The sequence below is a fragment of the Paenibacillus sp. FSL R5-0519 genome, assembly GCF_037974275.1.
In the GTDB taxonomy this organism is placed as follows: Bacteria; Bacillota; Bacilli; order Paenibacillales; family Paenibacillaceae; genus Paenibacillus.
In genome coordinates, this window is the sequence record NZ_CP150234.1 from 5,545,230 (window position 1) to 5,569,366 (window position 24,137).

Sequence of the window (24,137 nt, forward strand, 5' to 3'; positions counted from 1 at the left end):
AACCGCCCCACAGGGCGGTTCACTTCTAATTCACTAACTTCTAATTCTGTAACTGTGCAAGAATCTGCGGGTCCTTGATCTTTTTATCTTCGGAGAGCAACATCACCTTGGACAGAATCTCAGCTGTTCTCGGATCTTCATCGAGGAATGGCAGGAAGATTCGACCCCGATGCTGACTGTGCACCGGAACAATATGAAGTGCACCTGTGGCTTGTTTGAACACATTACCACTCCCCAGATGAACAGCATACTCACCCAATTCACCATCAATTCGTGCGTAATTCCCGTCCAAACGTACATTGTCGATCTTCAGCAGACGCAACGACTCGTTCACAATGACGTGACGCATCTCGATTGTTGTCAGGCTGGCTTCCGGATCTACGCCTCCCACATGTGCAACACTGATCACCAGATCGATATCACGCATAACTTCCGAGAAGAACGTCAGCGGCACATCTTGCAACGGTACAGGTTTGTAGCTCTTACGATCGTAGAACTGCACCGTCTCCAGCGTTGGCGCCTCGGTATCTGCCGGTGAGAACCAATCCGCCATGGCATAGAGATTTGCAATCAGATTATGCTCGTAGCTTACCTTCTGCAGACCTTCTTCATAACTGACTGTCCATTGGCGTCCTTTGAGCAGAGCAACTGTTTTTTTCGGTTGAATCTGATACCCGGCATATCGGCGGGACACTGTACCATTAGCCAATTCATCCTCGTTAGGAAGATATAATTCACGGAATACCTGTTTGAACGGCTGACGCTCCTGGCGGGTGAACAGATCCCGTTGGAATTCACTCCAGCTTCCGCTCTGATACAGATGAAGCGGATGAGCAATCAACAGTTGATCCTGTTCCTCTAGCGAATAGATCGCACCCTCTGGTCCTGGAGCAACCAAACCACTGGACGATACATCGAATCTTCCCATCTTGTCACCTGACTGGAATACAAGCGTTCTTACCAGCGGATGTATAACCGGATTTTGCATCAGACTGGCAATTTCTTGACGTGTAAAGGATGTTCCAGCCGTCATCGAACGCTCCAGCTCCTGCCTTGCCCGGCGATACTGATCCACCAGATCCGATTTGAGCTCTTTCATTTCAGCGATATATCCATCTTTTTTGAACCGGGCAGGTACAGATTTGAGTGTCTTGCCTTTGCTAACGATAACCATCTCGGGCTGGCCTTCCTCATCAATGACCAATTGTGCTGTCGTGTCAGCATCCAATGCATGTGGCTCAAAGAAAGATCTCATTTCATCGAGCTTACGTGCTTCCATGTCCCACATCAGCCGCGTAACATCGGCATAGCCAGCATTACGAGCAAGGTTCCCCAGTGCAATCTGTGATGCTACACCTTCACTTGCGCGGCGTTGTGCGCCGAATTGCTTGCTCTGCGTCAGGAATTTCTGAATGAAGTCGTAACGCTCACGCAGATCCTGTTCACGATTTACGGCGAATGGAATCAGACTGTAAGTTAATAAATGATCTTTGTTTCGCTTGTCTGACACGGAATCACGCATATCCTCCAGCCGAAGCTTGCCCAGTGCAGCATCCGCAAACAATTGGGATCTGCGATGGTTGGCTCCCCCGGAAATATACTTGGCACAATCGTATAAGAGATTGAACCGTTCCTCCCCGACAGCAGCATAAGCTTCTTCAAACCAAGCGATATCAAACGCACCTTCATTAAAGTCCTGTGGTGAGATTGGAGAATAGTGGGCCACGATGGTTTCTTTCTCCGCAGTAAAGCGTTCATTGATATGAGCATGGAAGTACCATGCCGCACTGCGAAGACCTTCCCATCCCAGATGTTTTGCAACAATCTCCATCCACTGTGGCGCGTACATGGCTGCTTCCAGCAATTTTTTCTCTTTAATCGGGTATTTCTGGAGCAACTCTCCGAGTTGTTTCTCATCTTCTCCATCCCGTGGATGACAATTCTGAATCAGATAGCTGAACGTCTCTTTGCGTGTTGTGTTGTCCCCATAACTGTAGATATATCCACGGACAAAGGTATCCTGATCCATCGCAGAGACTAGATGTACCCAGTGTTCCATGCCTTCAATTCGTTCCAGTTTCATGGCAAGTGTACTTACTTCTGTAGAGAGTTCTCCCCGGGTCAGCTCGATTTCCAGAATCCGATTAACGACCGTATCCCGTAAGTGAATCAGCTTCGGGTCACTTGCGATCTCTTCCGTACGAGTGGATGTTAAGTTCCGAATAAACATCAGACGATTCCCACCGACCAGAACCTGTCGATATATCTCCTGTTCGTCAATCAGGTTCAACTGGTACGCACGGAGGAAATCTTCAAGTGACAGTAAAGACAGCGGCTCACTACGCTCTACAAGACTGGTGAACTGGTAAGCCGTCTGGAAGAAACGTTTGAAGCTGTTATCGTCATAAATTTTGCCACGAACCACATAATTCCAGGGTGCAGTCAGAATATGAAGCATGCCTGACTCCTTTTCGAGTCGATCAGCAGGCATACTCGCAATAATAGAGGCCCAAGTCTTCTCGGCTATCTCAAACGTGTCGATCGGATCGCTATCCAGAAATGCCGCCGATATAAGCGCCACTACCTGATCCTTATACGGTAACGAATTCAGCATCTGCTGCAGTTTTTCGATATCCTCCAGCGGATAGATTTGTTCAGCAAACGTCTTGCGCCAGCCTTCCAGTAACGGAATCTTTTGCAGTTCTTCATAGCCATACTGATCATGGAAGTAACTGTAATGGTCGCTCAATTTGCCATTGAAATCCCGGAGCTGTATAACCATATACAACTGCATTAACTCCATACTGCTAAACTCGCCATGTTGAATATAGTTCTCCCATACCTCATGAAGCGGAAACTGCTGCATCTGCTTCATTTCATTGCGCTCTCCATACGGAACCTTGGAGCGAAGACTCGCTCCAACTAACAATGTTTCTTTATAGCCAGCGTAGTACTCCACTTCATACTCATAATCCCTGTGTTCATGCACCAATTCATTGAGACCCTCCAGAAAAGGTCTGGTCTTGTCCAGAGAGAGCGTGAAGATGTCCTTCGGAGTATCGTCCTTGAGATCACGTATCTCATCCAGCAATGGCTCACGTCGCTTCGGATCAAATAAACCAAATCCATTGGAAGCTGTGTAACGACTCCCCTGATCGGTCAGCTTATCCAGCAGTTTCTGTTCCTTGGCAGTTGGTGTCTCAATAAGCTGCGCCAATGGCTGTAATGTCTCCTGCTGATCTGCCCGCTCCGGATCTGCCGCAATCTCGGTCAACAATTCGAGTGCGCCCAGACGCTGCAACTCACTCTTGGCCTGCAAAAGTCGCTTCAGTGAGACCGTCAATTGGTCTATAGGTTGCAGTAATAATACATGGATGACCTTCTGACGAAGCGAGCCTGTCTTGAGCTTCATCAGTGCCTCCATCTGTTCCATCTCTTCAACCGTCAACGTGAGCAACTTCGCCTTGGCGAGTGCACTCTCCCGGTTACTCATACTTTTATCAGACAGACTCTCAAACACAAACTGTCTTTGCACCTCATTCTCAGGATGCTGAACAAACTGGGATAACAGTTCTCCGCGCAGTTCCGGGCTTAGGCGGTCCTTGATTGCAATGACTTCGCCGATCCATTCCGGGTCCATATCATAAGCGGCCAGATATAACATTTTTTTGACTACATCATCCATATCAATCCGGTAGTGAACATACTCAAGTACACCCGATGGTCCGCCTGACCCGCCTTTTGGAATGACAGCCAACATCTGTTTGAACCGGTCAAAGTCCTGACGCCGCAATCCCTTATCTTCAAGAGCCTGCAATGGCCACACGTAAACGCTACGCTGATTCTCACCATTCTCGAAACTCCAGTTATACATATACATGGCGTCATAGTTGGTCACAATCCAGTGCATTAACTCGGTATCCTGCGCTTCCAGATACCGACGTGCAATGTCCAATCGAAGCTCTCGGTTCTGGCTGTTAGCCAGTACATATTGGGCCACGATCTTCTGATATAATTGGCCTTGATCCATAATCTCGATGATCTTGCTCTTCAAATCATTCTCTTCGATGACTGCTGTCGCCCACAGGCTGATAAAGAGCTTGTTCGCGTTCGCTTCCTGCTGCCAGGCTTCGCGTACCTCTGGTTGCACCAGCGCCTCATGAGCCTGTTCAATGAGCTGTGCAGCAACTCGCTGATTGGCTGCTTCTATACCGATCCCTGTCCAGACAGCGAGCGCTCTTACCACAGAACTGAAGCGAATCAGGTTGTTGTCGATAATGATTTTTAATATGTAAATATAGGCTTCCAGTGTTCCTTCATCCATCCGCTCCACAATGCTTTGGCGCAGACCTTCCTGCAACCGTGCTGCCACCAGCAGCTCACCTACCATCTGATAGGCTTCCACCTGATCGCTCATGAATATGCCCTTTATCATTTCATGGGTTAACAATGCATTCTGATTGTCACCATATATAATATCGTGCAGCGCCTGCTTCATACCTCCGCCCTGATGATCCAGTTCATACGCGATACAATCCGCCAGGACCCAACGGATCTCATGCAGATAATCCAGCTTGTACTCACGAAGTGACACATATTCTTCCAGGGAAAAATTATTCATTTCCATCCGGAACAATCCCATCAGTTTACGGATGACCTGTGCTACATGCTGCTCCGGATCGGATGTGCGGAAGGGCCTGCGTTCATAGTTGTTACTGTATGGGAAACGGATCGCACGCTCTGCAATATAACGGAATCGTGCAACCAATGATTCACTCGCCAGATGCTGGAGCACATCCAATAGTGGTTGGAACAATGGCTTCTGCGTTTCTGCAGCCAGCCTTCCAAGCAACTTTTCTGTATTCAAAAACATCTTTTCGTCTCCACGCAAATACGTAGACCCGGCGATCTCCACAACATAACCTGCCAACTCAAGCTGTACCCCTGTTAACGACTTGGCTCTTTCCTGCAATTCATCCATATACACCTGCACTTGATCTTCCTGATTCATCCTGTTCTCCTCCTTCATCACTCTCTACCACAGACGTCCGGCAAGCATTGTAAATCGGATAAACACCACGTTGTCTCCGTCTTGTATCAAAATTGACTTGTCCAGTTCCTGCAATTCTTCATCGTTGAGAAACACTTTGTACAATCCATCCTCAAAGGCAGTTATAGCTGTCTTCATCGCGCCATTCAGATCAGGAACACCCTCATTGTATACTGCGCCAAACCCGACTTTCCCCGCCGCTCCCTGCGCTTCAATATCATCCGGCATCAGGTAGGCGAGCAATTCCGCCTGTTGCTTCTTGTCCTGAAGAGCTTTTACTTGCAGAGCCACCATATTTTCAATGAGCTGCCTTAGCGTATGAGTTGTTTCCGGAAGTTCGGCAGCTTGCTTGGCAAGTACCGGCTTGCGCTTACCCAGACTTTTTACCGTTATCCATATGTTCACTGTCATGCCCCCTCTGTCCTGCCCTATTTGAAGAAGCTTCCATAAGCCCCGCTATCTATACCACGATGCGTAATAACCTAAACTCACAATGGCGATCTATCCCAAAATAAAATTAAAAATACGTACATATGTACCCCTAATGAACATCATAACTAAAATTCAATCCATATTCATGAGCCAATCCTCATGTTTACGTGGAACCACGGAACTATGAACTACTTGCGTACATATACGCAAAATCAGCTAATACCTCTTTCTGGATTGCCCATGTTAAATTCTTCTATCTTATTATTGATAGCATTAGTGGTTGGTCACCCTGAAGTATGAACCAAGTTGTTTATAAGGTACAAAAAAACGCCCCAACCGTATATATGGTAGGGGCGTCTTCGGAATCTTACAGCGAGGTTTAAACTAGGCTTGCAGTGGGTCTTACCACAATTTCATTCACATCCACCTCAGCCGGCTGGTTGATCGCGTATAGTATGCTTTGAGCGATAGCCGTGGCTGGAATGGATATGCTCCGATAATCTTTCATAAACTCCCGTGCTCCATGATCAGAGATGGATTCGGCAAGTTCGGATTCAGTCACACCTGGCGATACAATGGTCACGCGGATATCTGAGCCTACCTCCTGTCGCAGACCCTCCGAGATCGCCCGGACAGCGTACTTGGTTGCACAATATACTGCGGCTGTTGGTGTCACGGCATAAGCTCCAATGGAAGCGATATTAACAAACTGCCCGAAACCCTGTTCTTTCATAACGGGCAGCCCAGCTGCAATGCCGTGTAGAACACCCCGAATGTTAACATCAATCATACGATTCCACTCGTCCACTTTTAGTGCTTCAAGGGCTGATAGTGGCATGACCCCGGCATTATTAACTATCACATCCAAACGTCCATAACGACTGAGCGCAAGCTCTACGATCGTTTGCATGTCTTCCAGCTGTGTAACATCAAGGGCATGATATTCTACTGAACCACCTTCCGAGCGAATGGCGGAAGCCATCACCTCTAGACGATCCACTCGTCTTGCACCAATAACAACATGTGCTCCCTGCTCTGCTAACAGACGCGCTGTTGCCTCCCCAATTCCGCTGCTTGCACCCGTGATTACAACGACTTTCCCTTTTACATTAAACATATCGACTTCTCTCCCTATTAGGTATTTAATTGTGCATCTTCTCTGTACAGAACCATGCCTGCATGATAAAGCACACCTTCCTTAAAGTCTCCATCCGCAGTAAAGCCAGTATCATCCACATATTCAATATGATCTCCTTCGACTACATATCGACCTTGGTACGCACTTTGCCTATCTCCCCGTGCTTCATCATAACGACCGGAAGGAAGCAGTTCATGTCGGATGTACCCGTTCTTCGTCACCCACATTCCTACATACGGGTGCTCCAATTCTGGTCTGTCTTCTGATCCATTACCTGCCATATTTCCCCGTCACTCCTTTCTGTTGCCAACAGATTCAATTGCTTAATTTCATTATGTAGTCGATCAATCTCTGTACGATAGAAGAATCCCACAGTATTCTTGCCTATTCGTCCAACGCATTTTAAAATGGTTATGAGTATCAGGAAAGGGGGCCTGCAATCCATGCTATCCAAAACGGAACAGGGTACAGCTATTATTGAGCAGCAACAGGAATTGGCCCGCTTAATCGGTCGTTTCGCCCACGATGACGGGATTCATCTAACCGCAATTCCTTCGCTTGCTTTGATCCGTGCTTCCCAGGTTTCAGAGCCCATTCATACCGTGCACGAACCCGCCTTGTGCATTGTGGCCCAAGGTTCCAAACTGGTTATTCTCGGACAAGAGAGCTATACCTATGACTCTTCACAGTATCTGGTCGCTTCCATAAACTTGCCTATTTCAGGACAAGTGGTACAGGCAACGACAGAACACCCTTATCTCTGCTTACGACTTGATTTTGATTCGGGGCAGGTTTTTGATCTTATTCAAGATTCTCCTTCCGCACACACCAAATCCAACAACTCAACACGTCGTGGGTTGTTTGTAAGCTCAAACAAACCTCCGCTTCTGGAAGCCATAATCCGATTGGTCAGATTGCTGGATACACCTGAAGATATACCTGCACTTGCACCTCTTATGAATCGGGAGATTCTATATCGCCTGATTCAGGATGAACACGGACATTCCATCAGGCAGTTTGCAGTCCAGAACAGTCATGCACAGCACATCGCCCAAGTCATTGAAGTCATTCACTCCGAATACGCCCATCCACTGCGAATCGAACAATTGGCTTCCATGATTAACATGAGTACGTCCTCATTGCATTATCATTTCAAAGCCGTTACCGCCATGAGCCCACTGCAATATCAAAAACAGATTCGATTGCAGGAGGCCCGGCGAATGTTACTTGCAGGTTCAACCGATGCGGCCGATGCGGCATTCCAGGTTGGGTACGAGAGTCCTTCCCAGTTCAGTCGGGAGTACGCCCGCATGTATGGCCTTCCTCCTAAAAGTGATATCAAGCGCCTTCGCCATACACTCCAGATCGAGGGCTAAATTCAAGGAAAAAGCCAGCTCTCAACAAATATGAGGGCTGGCTTTCTTGTAATTGTAATTGCTGATGAAATAGAAAATCTTAGGACCCTCCAAGCACCTTATCTTCAATGACCGGCGCCGGTATTTCTCTAATCTCAATCGATTCTTCCGGAGCAAAGCTCTGGATCTTCATCGGGATAGAATCCAAATGCTTGTACTCTTCGGTCTTGGTTGGTCTGGTTACAATTTCACCGTTTTTGTCTTTCTGATAAATCACACGTTGCGTCGGTAAACCCGTATTTACATCAATGGTTACCACTTCCTTGTGGAGTGTGTCTTCAGAAACAGCCTTTTGCTCGTTACGCTCTGTAGCAGAACGGGAGTGTGTTCCCGCAGTTTCCAGTACGGTCCAATCCTGACCTTGTAATTCTTCTTTAGCATTCTCCAACAGCGAGTTCTGTAGCAACTTCTCATTTTCAGCAGCTATGTTGTCCGGCATGGTCCAAGTGTTCCCAACCAATTTTCCCGTCTCAAAATCTCGACCATACGAAGTGATTTTCTTACCACCATCTTCAATAATCATTTTGTAATGAAGCTGGTTATCACGGTATTCCTCAGTGACTTCTGTCAAATTCACACGGTCCCGATAGCGAACGATATATGATCCGTCTTCAAACGATTCCTTAATATAATCCACCTTACCCTGGGTCGCCTTAAGTGCTGCGGCTTCAACATCGCTTTGAGCACTAACTATAGACGGCTTGTTCAAGTATATGTAGCCACATACAGATGCAGCTACCAGTGGTAGGGTGAGTAGTGAAACCAATGTTTTCATTTTCAAAGGTTTGACCACCTCTTTAGTCAGTATATATTCTTAACGCTTTATTCTGCTTTTAAGTTCCAGTCATTTACATATCCGTTCTCGAAGTTAGCATTAGAGCACCTTATGATGCCTGGAAACCTGTATGCTGAAACCTGTATGGATTATTTGGCTAATCGCAATGGTCGAATGGTTACTGCCGCCGTCTTGAATCCGGGCATACGGCAGAACGGGTCCAGTTCCGGTCTGGTTGCCCGATTCACATTCTGAACACCACCCCAATGCATCGGCACAAACAAGGTATCCTCCCGAATGGAATCCTTGATGCGCGAACGAACCGTGAAACTTCCGTACACCGATTGTATCTCTACCCACTCTCCATCGTGAATACGATGACGGGCAGCGGTAACCGGATGAAGCTCAACGAAGTTCTCCAATTCACGAGCTGCAAGTGCCGGACTGCGATGCGTCTGCACCCCTGTAAGATAATGAGGGAGCACACGTCCGTTGGTAAGAATTAAGGGGAATTCCGGTGATATATCGTTCCATCCCAGGCTTGACTCACATGTGAATGCCGCTTTGCCATCGGGATGTGCGAATCGATCACCGAATAACAGTCCTTCTCCCTGATCCTCCAGGGCAGAACACGGCCAGTATACCCCTTTCTCGTTACGCAAACGCTCATAGGTAATGCCATAATAATCAGCGACTCCGCCGCGGCTTGCCACGCGAAGCTCATTAAAGATATCTTCAGCAGTATCATATTCAAAATAAGAAGCTTTACCCAATTGCGCGGCAATCCGGCATAATATATCCCAATCATCGAGCGTTTCTCCTGGCGCAGGCCGCCCCTGTTCACGGAGCAGAACACGCCCCTCCAGATTGGTCAGTGTACCTTCATTCTCCATATAAGATGTAACCGGGAGAACCAGATCCGCCAGTCGCGCTGTCTCGGATAGAAACATATCTGCCACGATCAGAAAGTCCAGCTTGCGCAGTCCTTCTTCCACCAAACGCACATTGGGATTGGATACAACCGGGTTGGAGCCCATCACAAGCAATGCCCGAATCTCCTGATCATGAACCTTCTCCATCATCTCATAGGCCGAAACCCCTTTACCCGGTAAACTTGCAGGGTCCACGCCCCAGACGGATGCCACATAGGCACGATCGGCTTCATTTTCAATGGACCGATAGCCCGGCAGCTGGTCAGCCTTCTGCCCATGCTCCCGTCCGCCTTGCCCATTACCTTGACCTGTGATCGCACCATATCCACAGCCTTCTCGGCCAATTTTGCCAGTCGCTAACACCAGGTTGAGAAAATGCCTGACGGCCATATGCCCATCCGTCTGTTGCTCCACGCCACGTGCTGTCATGATCATGCCTGTCTCTGCCTCACCATAGGCCAGTGCAGCCTGACGAATCAGGGCCAGATCGACTCCACATGCTAGTGCCGACTGTTCGAGTTGCAGATCAGCCAACCCTTGTATCAATTGCTCGTAGCCATACGTTCGTTCGCCTATAAAATGAGGGTCCACCAATCCGGCATCCATAATCACCTTCAACATACTATCTGCCAGCAGAACATCCATGCCAGGCTTCACCTGCAAATGAAGGTCGGCAATAGCAGCGGTTGCCGTCTTACGGGGATCAATAACGATGAGAAAGGCCCCTTTCTCCTTCGCCTGATTAAAGTATGGCAAGAGTGTAGGTTGGCATTCTGCGATATTGGTTCCGGCAAGTATAATACAGCCCGCTTTCGGTATATCGGACAGGCGGAACGTCAGTCCTCGGTCCATCCCAAATACTTTACTTCCGGCCGAAGCGGCAGCTGACATACAGAATCGTCCATTATAGTCGATATATTTCGTCCCCAAAGCAACCCTGGCGAACTTGCCAAGCAGATAGGCTGACTCATTTGTTAAAGATCCGCCTCCGTATACTCCGACCGTATCTGCTCCGTATGAATCTTTCAAGTTCTGAAACCGCTCTGCGATGGTCTGAATGGCCTCTTCCCAGGAACAGGGTTCAAGCTCACCATTGCGACGAATCAGCGGATTCATTAATCGTTGACCACTGAGCGCATGCTGATGAGCATTCATACCCTTCACACACAGCCTGCCCTGAGAAGCTTCATTCGGAACGCCTTGGACCGTATATTCCGCTCGGCTCCGGCCTGCAACAGGTGCGGCCAGCTCTACAACTGTCATCTTGCATTGCACACTGCAATATGGACACTGTGTTTCTTTTACATACAGCTTGGATACTGCCATTTCCGAAGTTATCGATAATTCCATTTTCCCATCCCTGCCTTTCAGATGTAATCGACCAATCCGTTTCAGACGGTGCCTTGAACCGCGGAAGATTCAAGAGATTGCTTCATCGGGGATGCTGAAGCCACATCCCCTCATGATGATGAATCGCAACAAGTTCCTTCTGTAATTGGTCATCCAGCAGCGTTTCCCTGATCGACATGAATCCCAATCGTTCCGTCCATGCCCATAACGGCTCATCATACCAAGCGGTTTGGCGATACCATTGAAGGCAGGCTGATGCAAGCATCGCCGCTTGCATCTCCGTCTCAGCCACCCCGAGCAAACTACCTTGCTTGACCGGATGCTCTGCATGACCACCTGCATAGATCTCCCATCCAGCTGGTGAAGCCAGCAAACCAATATCCTGAACCAGTGCGCTCACTAATGATCCCGCCCCTGGTGCAACCCCTATATTCACGGATGACGGCATCACTGCACTGATCCAACTGGCACGAAGCTGCGCAGCCAACCCACTCACATCTCTGGCATAGGATGACGACGGGATATGATTATCCCAGCGCACATGAACCTCGGAGTGACCTTCGAACTCTGGAGCAACTATCGTTCCAACGGATACTTGCAAGTAATAGTGGATTACTGGACGACATACAGCACAGCCATATTCCGTTCCCCATCCCAGTTGCTTCAGGATCAAGGGTAGATATGTCTCCCGATCAACGATGTCAGCCAGCATTTCCTTCAGTTCTGCATGCCCAAGCTCCGTACAACTGCATACAGGCATTGGAGCAGGTTTATCTGCTGTGGCTACCACTCCAGTACCCCCGTTATTTTTCAGGTTATGCGTATGTTTCAACAGTGCAGCCACCATCGGGCGACAGCCACCACATGAACCCGATGCCTTGGTCTGCTCCTTCACCTGATCTGCCGTTTCCAGTCCCTGTTCCTGAATTGCCTTCATAATGGCAGCCTTGGTCACATTGTTGCAGGCACATACCGTCTCCTGAGTCGGTAATGCGGCAGCAGCCATCTCAGCCGGGTCTGTGGCCCCTTCATGCGGAGCCAATTCCGCCACATCCGCCCCTCGTTGCACCAGTCCAAGCAATGCCGTTCCTTCGGCTGTATCTCCAAATAAAATGGCTCCGCGCACTTTGCCGGCCTTCATCAGCACTTTTTTATATGTGCCTTGAATGCCATCCAGATGTTGAATCGCGGTCTGCATGCCTTCACCACTAATCTCGCCGGCCGAGAAAACATCAACTCCCGATACCTTCAACTGTGAGTAGGGAATCGATCCTTTGTATTCATGCGTTTCCCGTCCACAGAGCGTACGTGCGAGCACCTTCCCCTGTTCGTATAAGGGGGCCACCAGACCATAACTGATTCCCCGATGTTCTGCACATTCCCCAACTGCGTATATATCCGGTACATTGGTGCGCATATAGTCATCTACCACAATTGCCCGATTTGTGGCAATTCCACTTCGTCTGGCGAGATCCACATTTGGCCGAATGCCTACAGCGACAATGACAACCTGAGCTTCAAGCTTGGAACCATCTGTGAACAGAAGTCCCTGCGCCTGTGATCGTCCGGTAATTTTCTGCGTATTTTTGGACAAAAGAAAGGACATGCCCTGGTCTTCAAGCTGCTTCTGAAGCATCGCAGCTGCTTTTTGATCCAACTGTCGGTTCATAATGTAAGGTGCATTATGAATCACCACAGCTTCCATCCCCAGATGCAGCAACCCACGTGCAGCCTCCAGTCCAAGCAATCCACCCCCAATAACGGCGGCCTTGCGAAATTCTCTGGAATAGTCGGACATACGCATACAATCATCAATGGTTCGGAAGGACATAACCCGCTCTTTATCCACTCCTGGAATCGGTGGAATAAACGGCGAAGACCCTGTCGCCAGAATCAGGACATCATATGTTTCTCTTAGGCCGGATTCAGTCTCTATATATTTCCCTCGGGTATCAATTCGGTGCACCGTTTCACCTGCGCATAGCCGGATTTGATGCTCGGCATACCAGCTCCAGTCATTAATTATGATATCCTGTAGCGAATGCTCCCCCTGCAATACTTTTGATAACATGATCCGATTGTAATTGGGACGGGGTTCATTGCCGTAGATTACAATTTCATACGTATCAGGCTCCAGTGCAAGGATCTCTTCAACACACTTCATTCCTGCCATGCCATTCCCGATAATCACCAGTTTGCTTCTGCTCATGGGCTTCCCCCTATCTCTCTCACCTGAAAATAAACAGAAAAATCCCTTCTCCGTCATTCGGAAAAGGGCACCGTTGCCTCCGGAATCCACACGCCATTGTGTGGATTCATATTAGATTCAGATTAAGGGAATCCAAATATAATGTCAACATAATTAACATCAAAACCACGAAACACGATCAAAAAAAGAATTAATTAAAATTACGTGTAATTTTTGTTGACATCACCATTTTCTCTTGCTTATAATTTGAATCAAAATCACAGTGCTGTGATCAACTCAGATGCGGGAACACAATGACGTGTACCGCCTGTCGGCAACGGGGCCGCAAATCGTTCTGATCTGGACGAATTGCGGCCTTTTTCTGCCTTAACACGCACATAGACAAATTACGAAGATCTTAATTGGATGAGGAGCGATGATGGATGATGGAGAGCAAAAGTTTTTGGAAAAGCGGGCATAAACCCACCCTGTTCGGGGCATTTATGTACTTTGACATCAGTTTTATGATATGGGGGATGCTGGGTCCACTCGCAGTTGTCATCGCATTGGACTATCCGATGACTCCATTGGAAAAGGCCAATCTGGTCGCATTGCCTATTCTTGGCGGCTCCATCCTGCGACTTGTACTCGGCTTCATGTCTGATTATATCGGTCCGAAACTAACCGCACAGATCGGGATGCTCGTCACCCTGGTTCCCTTATTACTCGGCTGGTTATGGGTTGACTCCTTAAGCCAGCTTTACGTGGTGGCACTTTTGCTGGGTGTGGCTGGCGCCTCCTTTGCTGCTGCGTTGCCGCTGGCGGGCCAATGGTATGGCAAAGAGCACCAGGGTCTTGCCATGGGTATCGCCGGGGCGGGTAACAGTGGAACCGTACTCGCGACGTTGTTTGCCAATCGCTTGGCTACGCATTTTGGCAGCTGGGAAGTTGTGTTCGGACTTGCTATTATCCCGATTGCTCTCGTATTTATTCTCTTTTCTATCTTTGCCAAGAATAGTCCTAACCGGCCTGAGCCCAAAAAATTGTCCCAATATGGAAGTCTGCTTAAACAAAAAGATGCTTGGGTGTTCTGTGCCTTCTATTGTGTAACCTTTGGCGGCTTCGTTGGATTGTGTAACTATCTAACCATCTTCTTCAACACCCAGTATGGACTTTCACCTGTTCGAGCCGCAGATATTACCACCTTCTGTGTCATTGCAGGCAGTTTCTTCCGGCCTGTAGGGGGTTATCTGGCAGACAAAATTGGTGGAACCCGCATGCTGACTTTCCTTTATACAGGAGCCTGCGTCATGTTGATCGGAGTATCCTTCATGCCACCACTTCCTGTTGTAGTGGTCATGCTGTTCCTCGGTATGATGTGTCTGGGAGCTGGAAATGGATCCGTGTTCCAACTGGTTCCGCAACGCTTCGGTAACGAGATTGGCCTGATGACAGGCATTGTAGGCGCGGCTGGCGGGTTGGGCGGATACGCACTGCCGCTGATTCTCGGTCAACTATATAGCAGCTACCAATCCTATACTCCAGGCTTCGTCATTCTTAGCCTGATTGCTGCAGCTTCCCTGTTCCTTGTTCTCTTCATGCAATCCCGCTGGCGTGTAAGCTGGTTGAGTCGGGGCAGCAAAGGCTTGCCGGAATCAACGTCTCTCTCTTCGTAAAGCGTGCAGACACTCGCCTGTTAATTAGGGTACCGTGGTACGAATGATTCGCGTATAACCAAAGGAACAGCGTGGCCCCACCAGGCTGCGCTGTTCCTTTGGTTATTTCAGCTGTTCTTTTTGCTTAAGAAGAATATTTTTGAAGAACAATCACCGCATTATGACCGCCAAAACCAAAGGAATTGGACATTCCAATCCGCAAATCTGCTCTTCTTGCCTCATTGGGTACATAGTCAAGATCACATTCAGGGTCACTCTGCTCCTGATTGATGGTTGGAGGAATGATGCCATGACGCAGGCTTTGAATAAGTGAGATCGCCTCCGCACCACCAGCTGCACCAAGCATATGTCCTGTCATGGACTTATTCGCTGTGACAGGAACATCATAGGCGGCTTCCCCGAAAAGTTGCTTAATCGCTCTCGTCTCAGAGAGATCACCCGCCTCCGTACTGGTGGCATGAGCATTAATTACATCGATGTCTTCAGGTTCAATCTGAGCTTCTTTAAGCGCTGCTTTCATCGCCAGATATGCCCCCCGTCCTTCCGGATGGGTTGCTACCATATGATATGCATCTGAACTGGCACCATATCCAATTACTTCGGCAAGAATATTTGCCCCTCGTTCCAGTGCATGAGATAGTGACTCAACAACCACAATCCCAGCGCCCTCCGCCATGACAAAACCGTCTCTCCCCGCATCAAATGGACGGCTTGCTGCATGGAATGCTTCATTTCTTGTTGACAACGCTGTCGCATTACCGAAGCTTGCCAGTGACACTTCGGTTACAGCCGCTTCTGTCCCGCCAGCAATAATGACATCGGCTCCGCCAAGACGAATAAGACGGAAAGCCTCTCCAATGGCTGTATTGCCAATGGAACAAGCGGTTACTGGGGACAATGTTGGCCCCCAGCAACCAAGCCTCATACTAACCATAGCTGCAGCCATATTGGATATCATCATAGGTACGAGTGTTGGACTGACTCTCGCAGGTCCCCGATCAGACAGGACCTTGCCTTGTTCCATCAATGTTTGAATTCCGCCTATTCCTGAACCAATATATACACCTACCCGTTCGCGGTCCAGTTCGTCCATCACAAGACCCGATTGGGATACTGCCTGGTCCGCAGCAGCAACAGCGAATTGAACGAAGCGGTCCATACGCCTTGCTTCCTTGCGTCCAAATTGCTCTTCACCATCAAAATCACGGACCACACCAGCGATTCTGGTTTTATAGGAAGCTGTATCAAAATGTTCTATTGTTGATATTCCTGATCTACCCTCAATTAATCCATTCCAGAATGTATGTACATCATTTCCCAAAGGAGAGATGACTCCCATACCTGTAATGACGACTCGTTCCATATCCATCCTCCTTCAGCGCTGTTATCTTTCTTCATTCTTACGCTATGCCACTAATAGTGCACTTTTGAATATCCTATTACAAGTTGTCAATTATAATAGTATAATGACTACCATGATAACGAGGACGGAAGGTGATGGATTGAACTACGATGTCAGGTTACAGGCATTGTCTACTTTTCTAAAAACACAGCGTTCCAAAATTTCTCCCGAATCTGTCGGTTTACCCACTGGAAGCCGGCGCAGAACGCCTGGTTTGAGGAGAGAAGAGGTTTCCCAACTGGCAGGAGTAAGTACAACATGGTATACCTGGCTTGAACAAGGTCGGGATATTCAGGTATCCCATTCGGTTTTGGACAACATCGCTTCAGCACTAAGACTTACTGCGGATGAGCGAAAATATCTGTTTTCACTTGCCATGGAACATCACTCCGAACTGCCGACACTGGAAGAAGAACCTGTTCAACTTCACCCTTCCTTGCAGAAAATTTTGCAAGAACTTCATCACTGCCCTACCGTGATCTCGGATCGGCGTTGTTACATTGTTGGCTGGAATGATGCAGCCCGGCATGTTTTTATGGATTTTGAACAGATTGCCCCCGAACAGCGGAATATGATCAGTCTTTTATTTGATCGAAAGGAGTTTCGCAGGCTCGCGGTGAACTGGGAGGATTTTGTTAGCGGATTTCTGGCGATCTTTCGTGCTTATTATGGTCAGTATGTTGATGATGAATGGTATAATTTATTTTTGGACGACATGATGAACAGACATCACGATTTTCACACCCTTTGGAAACAAAGCAGCGTCAGCAGTGCCCCGGACGTATTAATCGAATTCAGGCACTCCAAAGCAGGCAAAATGTTGTTTGATCTGACTTCGTTGCAGGTTCAGGGTAGTTCCGATCTGCGTTGCAGTGTCTACACCCCTGCACCAGAGACAGCCACCGAGCGCAAACTGATGCGCCTGATCGAGCGTGAAGCTCATCCACATTTGGGCGAGCAATAAACCAGATTCTCTCACCTTCTTGGAGTCATGTTAAAGTCTTGACATCCTCATGCAGCCTGTTTTAAATATCAGGTATATTAAGTTAATCCATGGATCTTAATCCTTCTACAAGAAGGGGGTTCAGAAAGGAATATCATGACGAAAGTGCTTATCATAGAGGACGACAACATGTTAGGCGATACATTATCCTTGTATTTACAAGGTGAAGGGTATGATGTTACCCGTGTCGATAACGCAAGAGATGGTCTTCTACAGCTTCAAGCGCGGCCTGATATCCTGCTTCTTGACTTGCTGCTCCCTGATTCGGGTAATAAGAATCCTTGTTCTCTCATGCGCCAACATACGGCAATCCCCATCATTGTCATCTCTTCGTTAACCGAAGTATCCGAACGTATTCGATCATTAACAGATGGGGCTGATGACTATGTATGTAAACCTTTCAGCATGCAGGAACTGAAAGCACGTATTGAGGCTGTATTGCGTCGTTACGCCATATTGAACAGCTCTATTGTCACTGAACAGGAAACTGGAATATCTCTCGATCTGGCGCGAAGAACCGTTCTGTTAAATAACCAGCGAGTGGAGATGACATTTTCCGAATTTGAGATCATGAAGCTGTTTATCCTCAATCCTGGCAAGGTCTACAGCCGGTATGCCCTGATTGAAGCCATTCGTGGTATTGATGCCGGCATTAATGATCGCACCATCGATGTGCACATTACCAAGCTTCGCAAAAAAATCGAGAACAATCCGAAAAACCCCCAATACATTCAAACCATCTGGGGGGTCGGATATAAGTTTACTCCTTAAAATAATATAACTTTATTCAGGTCACCATGGCAGAGACCCGGTAATTTTATCAATTTCCTGTTGCACCTTCTCTAATACCGAGTTTAGTGCCTTTTCTTCGAGTAACGGATCGGATAAGAGCAGCTCCAGCTGGAGAACCGTACACATCAGGTCCACTGCATGCAGATTCGCAGCTACGCCTCGAAGAGAATGAACATTACGGATTACTTCAGTAATCTGCTGTTGCTGAAGCTGTGCCGCCAGCTTTTGCTGAAACGAACCATACTCCGTCCTGAATTTCGTAAGCGCATATTGCAGAATATGCGGCTTGCCGTCCATCTGTCTAATGGCCTTATCTGAATCGATTCCATTGATCTCTCTTATGCCTTTTAGATCAATCCATATGTCCAACATAGCTGCGATCTGTTGTTCCTGTATGGGCTTAGTCAGGATTGCATTCATGCCCGCTTCAAGATATACCTCATCGTCCCTTTTTAAAGCATTCGCTGTAAGCGCGATAATGGGTGTACGGTCATATTTCCTCATCTTGCGAATGTGCCTTGCTGCATCAATACCATTCATATCTGGCATTAAGAGATCCATCAGAATCAGTTCCCATGTTTGTTCGTGCAATTTCTCCAAAACCTCTGTGCCACTGTCTGCAAGCGTCACCTTGAATCCGATATGCTCCAGCATGGCCCGAATGGCCAATTGATTGATTTCATGATCTTCAGCTATCAGAATGTGGCCTTTCAGGTTACGCGAATGGAACTCGTCGCCTTCGCTCATCCGCTTGTCCTCCAATGGCCCTTCACCCTGAAGTGCAAGTAACACTTCGAACAATCCCAGACGTGTAATCGGTTTGATCATCATGAGATCCGGGCGAAAGGATCTCTCCTCACTCCACAGGGCATTTGCACTAAAGGCATGGGTATAACCCACCATCTGAAATTTGATTCGATTCAATCGCTTCATCAGGTTGTTCCAAGGTAAACGATGGTGTGCGTGTGCTGCATCCATATTTATCATCAATAATATTGAACTTATCCCCTCTGCCTTTGGTATACACCAATCACTTTCCATCATATGGTTCAACGAAGGATACAGCTTCGGCTTCATCCCGAATGAGTGGAGGATCTGCTTCAAATTCGCACCCATTCGTTCGTCTTCCTCAACGATCACCACATCATCCGCGTAATATAGAAGAGGGTATGTTTGCAGAAAGGAACTTTCTTCTTCCGATTCTGCCAGTTCAAATATCAAGTCGAATGAGAACAGACTGTACTCTCCCAGAACACTATCCACCTGCAAACTTCCTCCCAAGGAGGTCACCAGAAGGTAACAGATGACCAGTCCAAGACCAGAACCACCATATGTTCGATACGTTGAAGGTTCTGCTTGAGTAAACGGGACAAAAAGCCGTTCCAATTGTTCGGGTGAGATTCCGATTCCCGTGTCTTCTACCTCAAAACGGACCTGAACTTGCTCCGCCTCCAATGAAAGCACCTCTGCCTGCAACGTCACATATCCATGCTCCGTAAATTTAATCGCATTGCTCAGCAGATTCAATAACACCTGTTCAAGTCGGAAGGGATCACCAATCACCGTTAACGGCAGATCGGGATCGGTTGTAAAGATCACTTCGATATCTTTGTGTCCGATGGCCACACCGACCTGATCTGCCACACGTTTGATCACATCCTCCGGTGAAAAAGAAACCTTCTCCAAAATCAGCTTGCCTGCCTCAATTTTCGAAAAATCAAGAATATCATTTACGAGGGCAAGCAAGGTTTGGGAGGACGCATTAATTTTACTCAAATAATCCTTCTGTTGTGGAGATAGATCTGTTCGTTGAAGCAACAACGAAAAGCTGATAATGCCGCTCAGTGGGGTACGAATCTCGTGGCTCATGAATGCGAGAAACTCACTCTTCGCCTGACTTGCTTTGTCAGCCTTAACACGTCTATAGTGATCCGAAATGTCACGAATGACTGCCTTAATTTTCTCACTTGAGTTTAGTCCTTTGACAGGATACAAGTGAACCCGAACATGCTGCTCATGAGCTTCTCCAATGATGAAACTTAATTCCGTATCCTGGGCTATATTGTGATGCAAGGCTTTTTGGAAAATGAACAACCAGTTATCCAATTGCTCAATGAACAACAATTCTTCAAGCTGACGACCAAGCACTTCCTGCCTGCTGAGACCGAGCACATCCAGAAATTTCTGATTAACCGACACAATACACCTGTTGCTGTCCATACCGATGAACCAATCTGCCGACACGCGCTCAAGTGTTCGATATCGCTCTTCACTTTCTTGAATCCTTCGTTTAACTGCTCTGTGTTCCGTGATATCGAGTCCATATCCCACGACATATTTCACAACCCCCTCTTCTCGAAGAGGGCGAATTTTCACCAGCGAATAGAACCCTTCATGCTCAATCTCGTAAAAAAAAGATTCCCCTTCCCAGGCCCGGTTAAACTGCTTTCGCAGAAATTCTACCTTTTCCTGAGGTAAAATGTTCAATGTACCCAGCTTGTAATCTTGCTTCAGACTATTCATATCCAAGCCCAGTCGGGAGAGCATCTCCCCTTCAAGCAGAAGGTACTCAAATTTTCCATTCTGTTTATGGATTTTAAACGTAAAACCCGGCTGCATCCGAAGCATCTCCAGCATTTCCTGATCCCTTTGAATGACCAATCTCCTATATCGATGATTTTGGTTCAGATAGTACAGGAATAATATAACGAAGAGCATGCAGATACCTTGAAAAAGGAGAATCTGTCCCAACATTAGCAGAGAAGGAGAATATATCTTTAGTACGAAAAACTCATACACAGTTATCAGCAGCAACGCTCCAGACAACCACTTTTGTATAAATCCCCTAACATACTGAAAGATCAGGCATACGGCTACAACAAATAACAACTCTGCCAACGCATACTGCCAGTTCTCCAACAAAGGATTACGCCCCATATTAATGCGAAAAATCCACATGAATGCAAAAGTAACAAAGGCAGAGCCAGTTCCCCCAAAATAAGCGGCGAGCAGATATACACTGGCCCGGAAATTCAACAATGTTCCATCCTCAAGCACAATAGAGAAATAATAGAGCGCCGTACCCAACATGCTCAGTGTAATACCAATAATGATCCGAGTCGTGATGGATGTAGAACGGGTAGCATTGGTTTGGTTCAGATAGTGATGAGTCAGGAAAACAAAGATCAAAATTAGCGTGAAATTTAACACAAGATCGCGTAGCAAATGGTCACCGTCCACATTACGACTTCAGGATTTCATGCATTCAATGAATGTTGCCAGATTCACGTTCGCAGTCCCCCGGTACACAAATCATAGTATGCCAGGCTCCCTTATTCAATTGACGATATTGACCTTTTTTTTGAAAATAATTCCCACTTTCAGCTAACATACCCTTATCACAAAACAACGATTTTTTTTCATGAAAATTCATCATTAAAAATACTGATATAAAAGAGAGAATCGTTCAAATAAACCGATGTAATCGTAACTTGGGCTTCCCAAAATTCCTGATCTACCTTCATCAGTTTGGCTACACCGGACCAGGTCTGATTTCCTCTCCAGTGCGTATCCATTAGCAATCGGGCAGGCTGACCTATGGTGCTTTCCCGTGAGAATCCTGTTTTGGTTACATAAACGGAATTCACATCTAGAATCACACCCTCCTCATCTGTAATCATGACCGCATCCGTTAGCAGCAAGAAGGCTTTGAGTTCTGGTTGCATGGCTGTCCACTCCCTCTGATGAAACATCATGTGATGCTGTCCCTGTGTGATATTCGTATCTGCGATCCCGATTAATACTTAAACTGTCTAATCAGGTGCTGCAGCTCTTCCGCCATGGTAGACAAGCCACGAGTCGAGGCAGAAATCTGCTCCATCGCTGCCAGCTGCTCCTCTGAGGAAGCGGCCACTTCTTCGGAAGTTGCAGCGTTGCCTGACGCAATGCCAGCCAACTCATTGGATACAGCAGATACTTCCTGTACACCTGCTGTAATCTCTTGTGACGTAGCTGCAATCTCTTCAATCTGAGGTGTCGTTTCACGCATGCTATCCAGAATGCGTTCAAACTTTCGAATCGCTTCTGTAGAGATCTCCATGCCCTCTCCCACCTCTGAAGTTACCTTTTCCATCATGCGAACGGAAGCAGCCATATCTTCCTGTACCGCCGTAGTCAGCACGGTAATTTCATTGACAGACTGCCCGGATTGCTCTGCCAACTTGCGAACCTCTGCTGCTACAACGGCGAATCCATTGCCATGTGTACCTGCACGAGCAGCTTCGATGGATGCGTTCAGTGCGAGCAGGTTTGTCTGTTTGGCGATGTTTCCGATTAACTCCGTGATCGCTGAAATTTGGTGTGATCGTTCATATAACGCCTGAATCATCAGGTTTGTTTGTTCTACCGTCTCTTGAATCGATTGCATCTGACTCACCGTCTGTTTGACGGTGTTGCCGCCTTCTTCCGCTTGTAGGGTTGTATGTTTAGCCAAATCAGCAACATGTATGGAACGTTCGGCGATCCTTGTAATGCCAATCGTGATTTCATTCATGGCCTGATGGTTATGTTCAATTCCCTGGGTCTGTTTCTCTGCGCCACTCGCAATTTCCTGAATAGCTCGTGCTACTTGCTCACTGGCTGCACTGGTTGATTCCGCACTCTGAGTCATTTCATCCGATGAGATAACGACCTGATTGGCGCTGTTCTCCACATTTTGGATTAAGTCACGCAGGTTGCTCTGCATTTTGCCAAATGCTTCACTCAGTTCACCAATCTCATCATTACTTGTACTTGTAATCGTCTGGGTTAGATCTCCTTCACTCACCTGAATCGCCTGAACCTTCAACTGACGAATCGGTTTAACAATCGATCGCATCACCAGCCAGATGATCAACATTCCGATGACGAGAAAAGCAACAATTACCATAATCGTTCGATTCAAAATGGGCGCAGCAGCATCCTCTACTTCAGAGGAGAACATGGTGCCAGCGACCTTCCATCCCGTGGATGCATTCGTAGCGTAATACATGACCTTATCCATCTGATCAAAGGTATATCTAAAGTTACCAGATTCGTTCGTATACACTTGTGTCCAAAAATCTTCTGTTGCATCTGTTCCAGGTTGCATTGTCGGATGATAGATATACTTTTCACTGGCATCCAGCAGAATCAGATGCCCTTGCTCTCCAACTTTAATTCCGCTAACCAATTGGCTAATGTCCGACAGATCGAGATCCAGCTGGACCACACCCGATTGGTCTTCCAATGCCTTTGCAATCGTAATGGTGATCTCTTTTGTCTCAGCAGATATATAGGGATCTGTAACAATCACCTGCTGTGGAGTTCCCATGGCTTCCGTGTACCATGGTCTGGTTCGCGGATCATAATCTTCAGGCATCTCCGCATCAGAGGACATGAGATACACACCTGCCTCTGTGCCCACACCTATGGTGATGATGTCTGTGTTCTGCGCAGCATACCCCTTCAATTCGTTCACAACCCGAACCTCGGCATCTTCCTGTCTTAATTGCTCTGCAAGTGTTTTGGCATAGTATTCAATATGATTCCGTTTGGCATTGATTGAGAGATCAATCGTCGCACTGGCAAGGTTCACGTTTTCCATCGCACTATGTAAAATTTGCTTCTCTACTTCACCTTTGGCACTGTTATACGATAAGACTCCAATACTTAACGAAGGAATGGCCAGGAAAGCAATAAAGGACACCACCAGCTTTGCCTTAAAGCTCTTATGTATCTTGTTGAACCAGGTCGGTTTACTATTGTTTTGGGACAAATTTCTCTACCTCTTCCAGATTAATTTTACAACCTTCCAATCACTGTTATCCCAGATTTTTTTAATACCCTTTTTTAGGGGAAATCCGGTAATAGCCTATGCTTCCGATGCAGCTTTCTTTCAGAAAGCTTTTAGGCAACCGCTTCGCTTTTTCAATTTTTTCTGTCCTCTCCGTTTTCGTGTAAATGAT

The 24,137-nt window shown here is 47.2% G+C and carries 15 protein-coding genes; 4 read left to right on the top strand and 11 right to left on the bottom strand.

Going from position 1 to position 24,137, the window contains the following annotated elements; genetic code table 11:
- Nucleotides 1–40: 40 nt before the first annotated feature.
- From MKY73_RS24950 to MKY73_RS24965, 4 genes are all read right to left on the bottom strand, one after another.
- A complete protein-coding gene (locus MKY73_RS24950; protein ID WP_339303904.1) occupies nt 41–5,011 on the bottom strand; it encodes a DUF4132 domain-containing protein in 4,971 nt (1,656 codons plus the stop codon).
- A 24-nt stretch (nt 5,012–5,035) separates the two neighbouring features.
- Nucleotides 5,036–5,455, bottom strand: coding sequence for a hypothetical protein (locus tag MKY73_RS24955; protein WP_339303906.1), 420 nt, complete (start codon nt 5,453–5,455; stop codon nt 5,036–5,038).
- A gap of 406 nt (nt 5,456–5,861) precedes the next feature.
- Nucleotides 5,862–6,599 (bottom strand): SDR family oxidoreductase, encoded by a 738-nt coding sequence (locus MKY73_RS24960; RefSeq protein WP_339303908.1) that lies wholly within the window; start codon nt 6,597–6,599, stop codon nt 5,862–5,864.
- Nucleotides 6,600–6,616: 17 nt separating this feature from the next.
- The gene (locus MKY73_RS24965; protein WP_339303910.1) at nt 6,617–6,901 is read right to left on the bottom strand and encodes an Atu4866 domain-containing protein; all 285 of its coding nucleotides are present in this window, start codon (nt 6,899–6,901) and stop codon (nt 6,617–6,619) included.
- Nucleotides 6,902–7,063: 162 nt separating this feature from the next.
- Here MKY73_RS24965 and MKY73_RS24970 point away from each other — a divergent pair, with 162 nt between their 5' ends.
- Complete coding sequence (locus MKY73_RS24970; protein WP_339303912.1) at nt 7,064–7,996, top strand: AraC family transcriptional regulator; 933 nt, start codon at nt 7,064–7,066, stop codon at nt 7,994–7,996.
- A gap of 79 nt (nt 7,997–8,075) precedes the next feature.
- Here the strand turns inward: MKY73_RS24970 and MKY73_RS24975 are convergent, their stop codons facing one another.
- The 3 genes from MKY73_RS24975 to nirB all read right to left on the bottom strand — a co-directional run bounded on the left by MKY73_RS24975 (nt 8,076) and on the right by nirB (nt 13,301).
- On the bottom strand, nt 8,076–8,816 hold the full coding sequence (locus MKY73_RS24975) for a hypothetical protein (RefSeq protein ID WP_339303914.1): 741 nt from the start codon (nt 8,814–8,816) through the stop codon (nt 8,076–8,078).
- Nucleotides 8,817–8,959: 143 nt separating this feature from the next.
- Nucleotides 8,960–11,092, bottom strand: a complete 2,133-nt coding sequence (locus tag MKY73_RS24980) for a molybdopterin oxidoreductase family protein (RefSeq protein ID WP_339303916.1) — start codon at nt 11,090–11,092, stop codon at nt 8,960–8,962.
- An 82-nt stretch (nt 11,093–11,174) separates the two neighbouring features.
- The gene (gene nirB / locus MKY73_RS24985; protein ID WP_339303918.1) at nt 11,175–13,301 is read right to left on the bottom strand and encodes a nitrite reductase large subunit NirB; all 2,127 of its coding nucleotides are present in this window, start codon (nt 13,299–13,301) and stop codon (nt 11,175–11,177) included.
- Between the two features lie 425 nt (nt 13,302–13,726).
- Here nirB and MKY73_RS24990 point away from each other — a divergent pair, with 425 nt between their 5' ends.
- Nucleotides 13,727–14,956, top strand: a complete 1,230-nt coding sequence (locus tag MKY73_RS24990; RefSeq protein ID WP_339308753.1) for a nitrate/nitrite transporter — start codon at nt 13,727–13,729, stop codon at nt 14,954–14,956.
- A 124-nt stretch (nt 14,957–15,080) separates the two neighbouring features.
- Here the strand turns inward: MKY73_RS24990 and fabF are convergent, their stop codons facing one another.
- Complete coding sequence (fabF, locus tag MKY73_RS24995) at nt 15,081–16,319, bottom strand: beta-ketoacyl-ACP synthase II (protein WP_339303920.1); 1,239 nt, start codon at nt 16,317–16,319, stop codon at nt 15,081–15,083.
- 139 nt (nt 16,320–16,458) lie between these two features.
- On the opposite strand from fabF, the gene MKY73_RS25000 reads away from it, so the two are divergent.
- On the top strand, nt 16,459–17,322 hold the full coding sequence (locus MKY73_RS25000; RefSeq protein ID WP_339239744.1) for a helix-turn-helix transcriptional regulator: 864 nt from the start codon (nt 16,459–16,461) through the stop codon (nt 17,320–17,322).
- Nucleotides 17,323–17,457: 135 nt separating this feature from the next.
- Complete coding sequence (locus MKY73_RS25005) at nt 17,458–18,132, top strand: response regulator transcription factor (RefSeq protein ID WP_339239740.1); 675 nt, start codon at nt 17,458–17,460, stop codon at nt 18,130–18,132.
- A 21-nt stretch (nt 18,133–18,153) separates the two neighbouring features.
- Here the strand turns inward: MKY73_RS25005 and MKY73_RS25010 are convergent, their stop codons facing one another.
- From MKY73_RS25010 to MKY73_RS25020, 3 genes are all read right to left on the bottom strand, one after another.
- Nucleotides 18,154–21,378 (bottom strand): response regulator, encoded by a 3,225-nt coding sequence (locus MKY73_RS25010; RefSeq protein ID WP_339303922.1) that lies wholly within the window; start codon nt 21,376–21,378, stop codon nt 18,154–18,156.
- 194 nt (nt 21,379–21,572) lie between these two features.
- Nucleotides 21,573–21,878 (bottom strand): PAS domain-containing protein, encoded by a 306-nt coding sequence (locus tag MKY73_RS25015; RefSeq protein WP_339239734.1) that lies wholly within the window; start codon nt 21,876–21,878, stop codon nt 21,573–21,575.
- Nucleotides 21,879–21,949: 71 nt separating this feature from the next.
- Nucleotides 21,950–23,947 carry a methyl-accepting chemotaxis protein gene (locus tag MKY73_RS25020; protein ID WP_339303924.1) on the bottom strand — a complete coding sequence of 666 codons (1,998 nt, stop codon included), beginning with the start codon at nt 23,945–23,947 and terminating at the stop codon, nt 21,950–21,952.
- Nucleotides 23,948–24,137 lie beyond the last annotated feature (190 nt).